The organism is Crassaminicella profunda, from assembly GCF_019884785.1.
GTDB classification, from domain to species: Bacteria; Bacillota; Clostridia; order Peptostreptococcales; family Thermotaleaceae; genus Crassaminicella; species Crassaminicella profunda.
Map to the genome: position 1 here is coordinate 3663705 of NZ_CP082326.1, position 13441 is coordinate 3677145.

General features: G+C 34.0%; 13 protein-coding genes. All 13 read right to left on the reverse strand.

The features are described from left to right. Positions 1-10 precede the first annotated feature (10 nt). Positions 11-487: a transcription elongation factor GreA gene (gene greA, locus K7H06_RS16960; RefSeq protein ID WP_223037207.1), complete on the reverse strand. Its 477-nt coding sequence runs from the start codon at positions 485-487 to the stop codon at positions 11-13. A gap of 265 nt (positions 488-752) precedes the next feature. Beyond that, positions 753-1715 carry a tRNA dihydrouridine synthase DusB gene (dusB, locus tag K7H06_RS16965; RefSeq protein WP_223037208.1) on the reverse strand — a complete coding sequence of 321 codons (963 nt, stop codon included), beginning with the start codon at positions 1713-1715 and terminating at the stop codon, positions 753-755. Positions 1716-1854: 139 nt separating this feature from the next. Beyond that, on the reverse strand, positions 1855-2625 hold the full coding sequence (locus K7H06_RS16970) for a type III pantothenate kinase (protein ID WP_223040064.1): 771 nt from the start codon (positions 2623-2625) through the stop codon (positions 1855-1857). Positions 2626-2766: 141 nt separating this feature from the next. Further along, a complete protein-coding gene (locus K7H06_RS16975; protein WP_223037209.1) occupies positions 2767-3756 on the reverse strand; it encodes a biotin--[acetyl-CoA-carboxylase] ligase in 990 nt (329 codons plus the stop codon). Positions 3757-3889: 133 nt separating this feature from the next. Beyond that, entirely contained in the window at positions 3890-5065 is a 1176-nt protein-coding gene (locus K7H06_RS16980) for a quaternary amine ABC transporter ATP-binding protein (RefSeq protein ID WP_223037210.1), read from the reverse strand. 27 nt (positions 5066-5092) lie between these two features. After that, positions 5093-5947 (reverse strand): ABC transporter permease, encoded by an 855-nt coding sequence (locus K7H06_RS16985; protein ID WP_223037211.1) that lies wholly within the window; start codon positions 5945-5947, stop codon positions 5093-5095. A 69-nt stretch (positions 5948-6016) separates the two neighbouring features. Further along, positions 6017-7042, reverse strand: coding sequence for an ABC transporter substrate-binding protein (locus K7H06_RS16990; protein ID WP_223037212.1), 1026 nt, complete (start codon positions 7040-7042; stop codon positions 6017-6019). Positions 7043-8127: 1085 nt separating this feature from the next. Then, entirely contained in the window at positions 8128-9270 is a 1143-nt protein-coding gene (locus tag K7H06_RS16995; protein WP_223037213.1) for a sodium ion-translocating decarboxylase subunit beta, read from the reverse strand. Between the two features lie 37 nt (positions 9271-9307). Next, on the reverse strand, positions 9308-9706 hold the full coding sequence (locus K7H06_RS17000; protein ID WP_223037214.1) for a biotin/lipoyl-containing protein: 399 nt from the start codon (positions 9704-9706) through the stop codon (positions 9308-9310). Positions 9707-9754: 48 nt separating this feature from the next. Next, positions 9755-10168, reverse strand: coding sequence for an OadG family protein (locus K7H06_RS17005; protein WP_223037215.1), 414 nt, complete (start codon positions 10166-10168; stop codon positions 9755-9757). Positions 10169-10277: 109 nt separating this feature from the next. Next, positions 10278-11825, reverse strand: a complete 1548-nt coding sequence (mmdA, locus tag K7H06_RS17010; protein WP_223037216.1) for a methylmalonyl-CoA decarboxylase subunit alpha — start codon at positions 11823-11825, stop codon at positions 10278-10280. 50 nt (positions 11826-11875) lie between these two features. After that, complete coding sequence (gene mce / locus K7H06_RS17015) at positions 11876-12280, reverse strand: methylmalonyl-CoA epimerase (protein ID WP_223037217.1); 405 nt, start codon at positions 12278-12280, stop codon at positions 11876-11878. 188 nt (positions 12281-12468) lie between these two features. Next, positions 12469-13404, reverse strand: a complete 936-nt coding sequence (gene meaB, locus K7H06_RS17020) for a methylmalonyl Co-A mutase-associated GTPase MeaB (RefSeq protein WP_223037218.1) — start codon at positions 13402-13404, stop codon at positions 12469-12471. Between the last annotated feature and the right edge of the window lie 37 nt (positions 13405-13441).

The following is a 13441-nucleotide window of genomic DNA, read 5'->3' on the forward strand; positions in this document are numbered from 1 at the left end:
CACCCCCAAATTATCTTTTTATTTCTAAAATCTCATATTTAATGATACCATCTGGCACTTGTACATCTACAATATCTCCAACTCTACTTCCTAATAAACCTCTTCCTACTGGAGCTTCATTAGAGATTTTGCCTTCATATGGATCTGCTTCAGCCGATCCTACAATGGTATATTCTACGTCTTCGTCAAATTCTAAATCTTTTACTTTGACAATTGATCCAACGTTTACAACATCTAATGATATTTGAGATTCATCTAATACTTTTGCTTTTCTCAATGTCATTTCAAGTTTTGCAATTCTTTCTTCTACTTGAGCCTGTTCATTTTTGGCTTCATCATATTCTGAGTTCTCACTAATATCTCCAAACGCAATTGCCTCTTTTATTCTCTCTGCTACTTCTTTTCTTCTAACGGTTTTTAGTTGTTCTAGCTCATCCTCTATTTTCTGCAAACCTTCACGTGTTAATATAATCTCTTTCTCACTCATTTGATTCCTCTCCTTTTTCACAATTTAAAACAAAATCTTCAAAAAGATTTGTTAATAATATATGTCCCCACAATAAATTTATTCTCAAAAGCAAAATGAAACCATTTCTATCGTACTACAATAAGCACTGTTAATACAGTGCTTTTTATAACACATGATGAATTTTCAAAATTTTTTATTCATTTTTCTACTATATGCGAAATATTATAATGTACATAGTATTCATTGTCAAGATATCCTATAGAGATTTTATCATTATTCGATTTTAACAATTTCTCAAAAAATCTTTTAAATTCTTTATGATTTCTTCTTTTGTTTGTAAGGTATTCATATTTCCTCGAATTTTTGCAGAATTTCTTATTCCCTTTAGATACCACGCCATATGCTTTCGAATCTCTCTAACAGCAATATATTCTCCTTTATTTTCAATAAGCATCTCTAAATGTTTTAGTGCCATTTGTATTTTTTCGTATGTAGTAGGTTCAGGTAATATCTCTCCTGTTTTCATATAATGAGCAACTCTTTTAAAGATCCAAGGATTTCCTTGGGCTCCCCTTGCGATCATAACTGCATCACAATTTGTAATTTCTTTCATTTTTATTGCATCTTCTACAGTAAAAATATCTCCATTTCCAATGACAGGAATAGATACCGCTTCCTTTACAGCTTTTATAATATACCAATCTGCTTTTCCTGTATAAAATTGTTCTCTTGTTCTGCCGTGAACTGCAATAGCTTTTGCACCATTTTCCTCTGCAATTTTTGCAATCTCTACTGCATTGATGGAAGAATCATCCCATCCTTTTCTAATTTTTACTGTTACGGGCTTATCTGTTGCATTCACAACAGCTTTTATCACTTCACCAGCTAATTTGGGATTTTTCATAAGAGCTGAACCATCTCCATTTTTAACAATTTTAGGTGTAGGACAGCCCATATTTATATCTAGTATGGCATTTTCATAATCATTTAATTTTTCTGCAGCTTTTGCCATCACATCTGGTTCACAACCAAAAACTTGCAACGCTACGGGTTTTTCTTTTTCATCCATACGTAATAGCTGTTCTGTTTTTCTATCATTATAATATAAGCCTTTACAACTTACCATTTCTGTATAAACTAAACCTACCCCCTGCTCCTTACATATAAGCCTAAATGTTAAATCTGTCACTCCTGCCATAGGGCCTAAGAACACGTTATTTTCTAATTCTACATTTCCAATTCTCATTTTGTTACCACCTATTCTATATATATCCATCCTGCTAGTTTCCTATTCTTTAGTATTTGTATATCAGAATGATAAAATCATACTATATTATAAAAAGGGTCATTCTTAGAAAGTATCCTAAAAAATGACCCTAATTTTATTACCCTCTATTTCTCTCATAAATAATTCTTAGTCCCTCAAGGGTAAGCATTTTATCAATTTCATCAATGGTCTCAGATTCACTCATAATAAGACTTGCAAGTCCACCTGTAGCAATTACCTTTGTATTTGGGTCTCCTAATTCTTCTTTCATTCTACGAACGATATAATCCACTAGCCCCACATATCCATAAACCATACCCGATTGCATGCTATTTACTGTATTTTTGCAAATAACCTTTCCAGGCTTTACAAGCTCTACTCTCGGTAACTTAGCTGCATGTTGGAATAATGCTTCACTAGATATTTTTACTCCCGGTGCAATGGTACCTCCCAAATATTCTCCCTTCTTTGAAATAGCACAAAAGGTTGTGGCAGTTCCAAAATCTACAATAACCAAAGGACCACCATACTTTTCATATGCTGCAACAGCATTGACGATTCTATCTGCTCCTACTTGCTTTGGATTGTCATATTTTATATTCATTCCTGTTTTGATGCCAGGACCTATTACAATCGCTTCCTTATTACAATATTTTAATGCCGTATGCTCCAGTGTATACATAATTGGTGGTACAACTGATGAAATAATAACATCCTTTACGTCATTAATACTTACTCCCTCATATTGAAATAATTGGTTGATCAGCATACCATATTCATCTGAACTCTTAGATTTATCCGTTGCAAATCTCCAAGAATGCAATAATTCTTTTCCTTTATACACTCCTAAAACAATATTTGTATTCCCGACATCAAACGCTAATAACATATCTTCGCTCAACCTTTCTTCCTTATTCTTTATATTTAGACATAGATTCTGATTTTCTTTCTATATGTTATCATCTGTTTAATTCTTTTGCAATAAAAAAACGTACTACTGCTATACCCATTATTTCCTATTTACTTTTCCCTATACATAATCTGTCAAACCCCTGACAGATACTTCTCCAGAAAGAACCTTCTCTATCTCCCCTAACTCATTTTTAATAAGTAACTGCCCATCTTCTGTTAGATCAACAGCCTCTGCGATAACTTCCTTTTGTCTAGTTCTAATTTTGACCTGTTTTCCTAAAGTAACTGAATATTTTTTGCAAATCTCCATACTTTTTTCTATATGATTCTTCTCTATAAAATCTAAATACAAATCCTCAAAAGCATGAAGGATCTCCTTAACAATATTTTTTCTCGAAACAATCATTCCTGTATATGCCTTTATTGATGTTGCAACCCCCCTAACCTCTTCAGGAAATTCATTAGGGTCCACATTCACATTAATACCTATTCCTACAACAATATAGTTTACTGAATTTAACTCAGCACTCATTTCAGTAAGAATACCACATGTCTTTTTCTTGTGGATAATAATATCATTTGGCCATTTTATCCCCACATCATCCCCAATAATACTTCTTAAACCCATAGCAACAGCAGCTGCTGTAATTTGTGTAATTTTCGTAGCTTCCGTAGGTACTATATTGGGCCTTAAGATAATCGACATCCAAATGCCTGTACCTTTAGGAGACTCCCACGTTCTCCCTAGTCTTCCTCTTCCACCAGTCTGCTCCTCAGCAATGATTACAGTCCCTTCCGGCGCCCCTTCTGCAGCCATTTTTTTTGCTAAAGTATTTGTAGAATCAATAGATTCAAAGTGATGGATCTTTCTGCCAATATGTTTACTTGCTACTTCTATTTCAAGGGCATTTGCATCTAATGTATCCGGCTCTTTTATCATTCGATATCCCTTTCTTGAAACAGATTCTATTTCATATCCTTCTTCTTTTAACTGCTTAATATGCTTCCATACAGCTGTTCTTGTTACACCTATTTTTTTGCTCAACTCTTCACCTGAAATAAAGATATCTTTATTCTTTTTTAGGGCTTCTAAAACTGCTCTTTTCATCGATCTACATCCCCTTAATCCTTACATTTTAATAAGAATATTATACTATATATATAGAAAACACCAAAACTTAAATAAAAAATAGAAGCATATTTAAATATACTTCTACTTCTTATTTAAGTAAATTTATTTTTTATGAAACCAGACCTGATAATACAGAGGTACGAACAGTAATCCCTAAAAGTTTTTCTTTTTCATCTACAACGGCAATAGGATATTTTGTCTCTGTAGCCATTGGAATTAATTCTTGTACATATGTTTCTGGATCAGTTTTAAAATAATCCTGTTTAATAATATCTTGTAACGTTCTCTTTTCTTGTATAGCCTTTACCACATCATCTATTGTAATAATCCCTTGTAAGATTCTCTCTTTGTTCACAACAAATATACTAGAAATGCCATGAGACTTCATTTCTTTTACTGCCACCTTCAAACCATCTTTATTAAACAATAATGGTGATGGCTTAAACATTACATGCTTTGCTTGAAGAATTTTTGAACGGTCAATATCTTGGATAAAATCTTCAATGTATTCATTTGCGGGTTCAGCTAAAATTTCTTCTGGTGTACCGATTTGCTCAACTTCTCCATCTTTCATAACAGCTACCCGATCTCCTAGTTTAAATGCTTCATTCACATCATGGGTAATGAATATAATGGTCTTTTTTAACTTTGCTTGAATATCTAAAAGTTCTAGCTGCATATCACGGCGAATAAGAGGGTCTAATGCACTAAATGGCTCATCCATCAAAAGAATATCTGGATTATTAGCAAGAGCACGAGCAAGCCCTACTCTTTGCTGCATACCTCCACTAAGCTCATGAGGCATTTTTTCTCCCCATCCTCCTAAACCAACAGTTTCTAGTGTATCATTGGCAATTTTTAATCTCTCTTCTTTTGGTATTCCCTTTACTTCAAGACCATATGCTACATTTTCAACTACTGTTTTATGACTAAAAAGTCCAAAATGTTGAAACACCATAGCAATGTTATTTTGTCTAAACCCTCGTAATTCTTCTTTTTTAAACTTTACAATATCTTTTCCTTCAAAAAGTATTTTTCCACTGGTAGGTTTATTCAATAAATTCAAACAACGAATCAAAGTAGATTTACCACTACCTGATAATCCCATGATTACAAATATTTCTCCTTCATTTACAGGAAAAGAAACATTGTTGACACCTACTGCATGCCCTGTCTTTTCTAGGATCTCTTCTTTCGTCATCCCTTTTTTCAATTTTTTCAATACACCCTTTGGATTACGTCCAAAGATTTTTGTCAAGTTTTTAACTTCTATTTTTACAGCCATATTCAACGCCTACTTTCTAGTTTTCCTTTATTCAGGTACTTTAAAACGTTCAGCAATCCCTTGGGTAATTCTATCAATAATAATAGCAATTACAACAATCGCTAGTCCTGCTTCAGTACCTTTTGCAATATCAATTCTATTAATAGCAATCAACACTTCTCCCCCTAACCCTTTCGCACCAATCATAGAAGCAACAACTACCATGGCCATGGCCATCATCGTAGTTTGATTAACTCCTGTCATAATGGTAGGCAATGCCTGTGGTAATTCTACCTTTATAAGGGTTTGCCAAGGACTAGAACCAAAGGAATTAGCAGCTTCTACCATTTCCTTTGATACATTACGAATAGCTAAATTTGTTAATCGAATCACTGGCGGAACAGCATAAATTGTTGTAGCAAATACACCTGGTACCTTTCCAAGTCCAAATAGCATTATAGCTGGTATCAAATATACAAAACTTGGCATAGTCTGCATAGCATCTAATACGGGTTTCATAAAAGTCTCTACTTTTCTACTATAAGCCATCAATATACCTACTGGAATTCCTATAAGTAATGATATCACTACAGAAGTTAAAACTACTGCTAGTGTTGACATCATTAACTTCCAAAGACCAAAAGCCCCTACGAAAAACAACATAATTCCATAAACGATGCCTGATGAAAATTGCTTTTTAATACGCCATCCTGCTACAAATACAATTGCTATTACTAACCACCACGGAACCCATTGTAAAAAAGTTTCTACATTCACTAAAAACCATAAAATTCCGTCCTTCATGACATCAAAAAATTCTCCATAATTTGTAGTAAGATATTTTACAAAGTTTTCTACATATTTTCCTAACTCAATGTGTAACGTTTCTGGGAATTGATTCATATTTTTCTGGTTGCTATGGAACCCATAGCAACCAGCATCACCTCGTTCCTATTCAAATTTTATTTTCATCTATTGAAGGGCATCTTTTACTTTTTGTGCTACGTCCTCGTCTACCCACTTAGTCCATAACTCTTCATGTTCTTTTAAAAACCACTTAGCAGCTTCTGATGGTTCTACTTCATTTTTTTGCATATACGCTAATGCATCACTTGTTAGCTTACTACTTGTTTTATATTCTTTTAAAAATGCTACCACATCTGGAGCCTTATTAGTCATTTCCTTGTTAACTATTATCGTTACAGGTACTGGAATAAATTCACAAGCATATCCATTGTTCCATAATTCTTCACTATAAGGTTCATCTTTAAGTAAAGTCATATCATATTTTCCCATAACCCATGTTGGTTCCCAATAATAGCCTACCCAAGGTTCTCCTTTTTCATAAGCTCCTGCTATAGATGATGCAAGAGCTGCATCTGAACCTGGGCTAAAATAATTAAATGTTTTATCTAAGCCATATGTCTTTACTTTTGTGTTAAGAATTTTGTCTACATCCCATCCTGGTATAGCCCCATAAATACGACCTTTACTTGGATCTTCTTCATCTTTAAAAACTTCCCAATATTTTTCTAAATCCTTAACTGTTTTTAAATCAGGAGCCATAGGCTTAATCCCTCTTTTAGGATCTCCTTTAATCACATAAGTCGGTACATACACCCCTTGTGCACTATCTCCATAATTTAATGAAAGCTCTACAATATCTCCACTCTCAATGGCCTCTTCATAAGCTGAAATGTTACTAGTCCATGTTTCCATATAAATATCAATTTCTCCATCTCTAATCCCTGTAAAAGTTATAGGAGTTGATCCTCTCATTACATCTGTTTCATATCCATATCCATTTTCAATAATGAATTTTGCTACCTCATTATGAAAAGTAAAACTATCCCAGCCTGCATCTCCTAAAATCAACTTGGGTTTTGATGTAGTTGCCTGATCTGCTTTCCCTCCGCAAGCAGTTAATGAAAGCATACAAATCCCCACCAATAATATAAAAATAAGCTTTATCATTTTGTTTTTTTGAAAACTACCCATTCCTTAATCTCCTCCTTCAATTTTAAAATTTTTTCAATCAAAATTATTACTATTTGTGTAATGTCTTTTGTATACATAAAAAGTGTACAACAAAAAAAACGAAACAACCTCAACTGCTTCGCAGTTTATATGCTTTTGGACAACACAAATAAACGTTAGAAACCTTTCCTAACATTAATAATCTACAACTTAAAATGCACTACCATCTCCTTTACTTTTAATCATTAAAATCCACTTATAAACTAGGGTATACTACAGAATTAATACTCTATAATTTTTTATGATAGGTTATATAAGAAGGTTTTTTTGATCCTTATTTGAAAAATAGAAAAGTATATGATTTGAAAAAGTTAAGCAGAAGAAAAATCTGAAGTGTATAAAGATTAAACAGCTCTCTTGCAAAAGACCTATCTAAGCTATAAATAAGAAATCATTGTTTTTATGTGGTACCCTGTCGATATGTGTCCCTTATGTCGTTGGAATCACCTAATCAAAGAAATATACCCCGTATCACCATGTTATATTGATTATAGCATAAAAAGCTTTAATTGTCAAAATATTCAATTCATTCACACGCATTTAAACTTTTATTTTTAAAATATAATAGATTTATAAAAATTCTAATTACAAAAATTATTTTCTAAAAAGTCATCGTTGGATATTTTATAGAATCATTACGATAAATTAATAAAGACTATCTTATAGATAATTAGATATAAACTAGAAAAGTATATAAAACCTCAGACGTTTATCTAAAATTCATCAATCCTATTGGCATGTCAAAAGATGTATTTCATATACCCTATAGGTATAATCTTTTTTATATATTGGTATTTAATAACTTCAGACTTATACCCTCATATTTTTTAGTGTATCATATAAATTCATCTTTGTCAAAATAGTCATTGTCTTCATCAAGATATTCATTCATTGAATCGATACAGACAAATTTTCCCTTTCCAAATCCTTATTCATTCTATAAGACATTTAAATAACTCAACTGATCCTCCTATGTTTCACAGATAAAAAATAAACTTTACTCAAAAACAAAAAAAACAGACAGATTAAAATCTGTCTGTTTATATTTATTGCCCGAACAATGAAAGCATAACCCCTGCTGCAACAGCTGAACCGATAACCCCTGCAACATTAGGTCCCATAGCATGCATCAATAAGAAGTTTGAAGGATTTTCTTTTTGTCCAACAACTTGAGAAACTCTCGCTGCCATTGGAACTGCTGAAACTCCTGCTGATCCGATCAATGGATTAATTTTTCCACCTGATAATTTGTTCATAATTTTTGCTAAGATTACACCTGCTGCTGTACCTACTCCGAAAGCTAATACTCCTAATATGATGATTTTAATTGTTTCCCATCTTAAGAACGCACTTGCTTGTGCAGTAGCCCCTACTGAAAGTCCTAGTAAGATTGTTACAATATTCATTAATGCATTTTGTGCAGTATCAGCAAGTCTTCCAGTAAGACCACTTTCTTTAAATAAATTTCCAAGCATTAACATACCGATTAACGTTGCTGCTGGTGGAAGCATTAAAGATACTACCAATGTAACAATAATAGGGAACAATATTTTTTCAGTTTTTGAAACCTGTCTTAATTGGTCCATCTTAATCACACGCTCTTCTTTTGTTGTTAAAGCTTTCATAATAGGCGGCTGAATAATTGGTACTAGTGCCATGTATGAATAGGCTGCAACGGCAATTGCTCCTAATAATTCTGGTGCTAATCTTGAAGCTAAGAAGATTGCTGTTGGACCATCTGCCCCTCCAATAATTCCAATAGCTCCTGCTTGTTGCCCATTGAATCCTAAAAGGATTGCACCTATGAAAGTTGTAAATATTCCAAACTGAGCTGCTGCTCCTAAAAGTAGTGATCTTGGGTTGGCAATAAGTGGTCCAAAGTCCGTCATAGCTCCTACACCCATGAAAATAATTGGTGGGAATATTCCTAATTCATCTCCTTGGAAGAAATACCACAAAAGTCCTCCCGGCGCACCATGTCCGCCATGTGGTAACATCATATTCGCATAGGGTAAATTTGTTAAGAACATACCAAATGCAATTGGTATTAATAATAATGGTTCAAAACCTTTTTTGATGGCTAGATATAAAAGTAGAAATGACACAAGAATCATAACAATATTTAAAGGATGTTCGCCAAATCCATAAAAACCTGTACTCTGTAAAAATTTGATGATAGTTTGTACCATTGCTGCATCTCCTTTCTTTTGAGTTTTAGGTACCTGACTATCCTAATACTACCAATACATCTCCTGCATTTACAGAAGCACCCTTGCTTGTATTGATAGATACAACCTTACCGCCTGCAGGTGCCATAATTTCATTTTCCATTTTCATAGCTTCTAGGATTAATAATACTTGTCCGTTTTCAACAGTATCTCCTACATTTACTTTAATATCTAAAATCGTTCCTGGCATTGGAGCTGTTACTGAATTACCTCCAGCTGGAGCTGCTGCCGGTGCCGGTGCTGCTTTTGGTGCTGGTGCAGGCGCCGCTTTTGGTGCTGCTGGTCTTGGTGCTGGAGCTGCTGGTCTAGCTACTGGTGCTGGTGCTGCTACGCCGCCAACTTCTTCTACTTCCACTTCATATGCTTTTCCATTTACAGTTATATTAAACTTTTTCATTATTATACTCCTCCTCTAAGCTTTTATCTGTAATAAAATATTCTATTTTTAGAAGTTATTGTTCATTTGCTCCATTCTACCCATTCTTCCCCATGCAGGTGTCACGTCACTTACTCTTGTAATATTTCTTACAATAATATTGTGGGTAGAAGTTTGAAGGCTTGCTGCAATGGCTGCAGTAATTACTGCAACTAATTCTTCATCTTCTTCTTTTTCTAGCTCTGCTGGTGCAGGAGCTGAAACTGGAGCTGGAGTTGTAACAACTTTTACAGCTTCTTTTTTAGTTCCATGAATCATTTTAGACATGATTACAATTAACCCCCATAGAATACATAGTGCTACAAAGGTTACAAGCATTCCAAGGAACATTACATATAGAGAAGCTAACATTTTTTCGCCCATAGATAAGCTTTGCATAATCTCAGGATCGGAAAATTTTTCTAGCAATGATAATTTATCCATATTTTCACCTCTCTTTTTAAGAGTCTAAAACATTTTACGTATAGGATACTCAGCTCATTACTTCACTGAGTAAATGATTAACACCAAATTTAAATTTGAGTTTCTCATCTTATAGAGGAATATTTCCGTGTTTTTTGCTAGGTCTTGTTTCTCTCTTTGACATAAGCATGTTAAATGCATCTACAAGTCTTGGTCTTGTTGCATTTGGTTCGATTACATCATCAACATATCCTCTTTCTGCTGCTTTATAAGGAGTTGCGAATTCAGCTGTATATTCTGCAATTTTCTTCGCTCTTTCTTCAGCTGGATTTTCTGCGTTTTTAATGTCATTTCTAAAGATAATATTTGCAGCACCTTGTGGTCCCATAACAGCGATCTCTGAACTTGGCCATGCAAGTACCACATCTGCTCCTAATTCCTTATTACACATAGCAATATATGAACCACCATATGCTTTTCTTGTAATCAATGTTACCTTAGGAACAGTTGCTTCACTATATGCATAAAGCATTTTTGCTCCGTGTCTGATGATTCCACCATATTCTTGGTTTGTACCTGGTAAGAATCCTGGTACGTCTACAATATTTAGTAGTGGAATATTGAATGCATCACAGAATCTGATAAATCTAGCTGATTTATCAGAAGCATTAATATCTAAACATCCAGCTAAGAATTTTGGTTGATTTGCAATGATTCCTACTGTATTTCCGTTAATTCTTCCAAAACAAGTAAGGATATTTTTAGCAAAATGTGGTTGTGTTTCGTAATAGTCACCATCATCTACAATTTTAGAAATAATATCAAACATATCATATGGTTTGTTTGGATTATCTGGAAGTAAATCGTCAAGTTCTGGAACAAGTCTGTTAATATCATCTGCTGTTTCAAACTGTGGCGCTATTTCCATGTTATTAGATGGTAAGAAGCTAAGTAATCTTCTGATTTGCATGATACAATCTTCATCATTTTGAGCTACAAAATGTGCAACTCCACTTGTTGAGTTGTGTGTCATAGCTCCACCTAAAGCTTCCGCTGAAACTTCTTCACCAGTAACGGTTTTGATAACCTGTGGTCCTGTAATGAACATTTTACTCGTTTGGTCTACCATGTAGATAAAATCTGTTATTCCTGGAGAATATACAGCTCCACCTGCTGATGGACCCATAATAGCTGATATTTGAGGAATGACTCCTGATGCAATCGTATTATTAAAGAATATTTTTCCATATCCAGAAAGAGCATCTACAGCTTCTTGGATTCTTGCTCCACCTGAATCGTTCATCCCTACAACTGGTGCACCTACTTTTAATGCATTTTGCTGTACTTTTACTATTTTTTCTGCGTGCATTTGCCCTAAAGAGCCACCAATAACTGTAAAATCTTGGGCATATGCATAAACTAATCTTCCATCAACCATACCATATCCAGTAACAACACCTTCTCCTGGAGCGTCTACCTTCTCCATTCCAAAGTTTGTACATCTATGCTTAACAAAAGCATCTAATTCAACAAAAGTACCTTCATCAAATAATAAATTCATTCTTTCTCTAGCAGTAAGTTTTCCAGATGCATGTTGCTTATCAATTCTCTTCACACCACCGCCAAGAGTGATTTTTTCCTTGCGTTTGCGCAAATCTTCTATTTTGTTATTTGCCATTTGTCTAACCTCCTATCACTTGTGAACCTGTCTTAATAGACAACTAGGAACTATTCTCTTTCACTTAATTCTAACAATACACCATTTGTACTCTTTGGATGACAAAATGCAATTTTTGCACCACCAGCACCGTATCTTGGTTTTTCATCAATCATTCTAACGCCTTTTTCTTTTAATTCTGCGATTGCTTCTTCAATATTTGGTACTCTTAATGCAACGTGCTGAAGTCCTGATCCTTTTTTCTCAATAAACTTTGCAATAGGGCCATCTGCATCCGTTGATTCTAATAGTTCTATTTCACTTTCTCCAACAGGTAAAAATGCTACTTTTACTTTTTGTTCTTCTACTACCTCGGTTCCCTGTAAATCAAGTCCAAGGATTTCTTGGTAGAATTTTAGACTTTCTTCAAGATTTTTCACAGCAACACCAATATGGTCAACCTTTAATACTTTCATTTGTCAATCCTCCTTATTGATTTTCGGGCATCATTGTTTTTGGGCATTTCTTTCTTTGGGCAATTGTATTTTCTGGGCATTATTCAGGGCTATTTTACCCTCACCTCATAATACACTATTATTTTCAGACTATCAATATTTCTTGCAACATTTCTTGCAATATTTCGTATTTTTCAATCTTTTGAATCTTATGAATTTTTCATATTTTCTAGCACAGTTTCTGCAGCAGAATATGGATCATATTTTCTTAAAGCAACCTCTTCCGCCAATTGATTTACCATTTCTTCTTTACTAGATTTATCCAAAATCATCTGCATCAATTTTTGCTGAATCAAATCAATAATTTCAATCTTACTGTTTTCTGTTCTTTTCTTTTGTAACTTTCCTGTTTCTTTTAAATGACTCATATGTTCTTTAATATGTTCTAGCAATTCATCAATACCTTGATTGTTCACAGCGATTACCTTTTGTACGGGAGGTCTCCAATCAGATTTATTAAAATCAAGCATCATTTCAATTTCTGTTGCAGTTCTTTTAGCACCATCTCTATCTGCCTTGTTTACTGCAAATACATCTCCAATTTCCATAATCCCTGCTTTTATTGCCTGAATATCGTCTCCAAGACCTGGTACCATTACCATAAGGGTTGTATCTGCATTTTTTGCAATATCTACTTCTGATTGACCTACCCCTACTGTTTCAATAAATATATAGTCAACACCATAGATATCTAAAATTTTAACAGCAGCAGCTGTGGCCTTAGAAAGTCCACCTAAATGTCCTCTTGTTCCCATACTTCTTATGAAAACACCAGGATCTATGCTTAATTCATTCATTCTTACACGATCCCCTAGGATGGATCCTCCTGTAAAAGGACTTGTAGGGTCAACGGCAATAACACCAACTTTTTTCCCTTCTCTTCTTAAAGCTTTTACAAGTTTATCTGTTAATGTACTTTTACCAGCTCCGGGAGGTCCTGTGATCCCAATAACATGAGCATTACCAGTTTTTTTATATAAATTTTTTAATATTTCAATAGCCTCATTGTCATGATTTTCTGCCATTGAAATCAATCTTGCAACAGCTCTTTTTTCTCCTTTTAATAGTCTCTCACCTAAATCCATTAGCTCACCACCCATTTTGTAAATATACTATAATTGC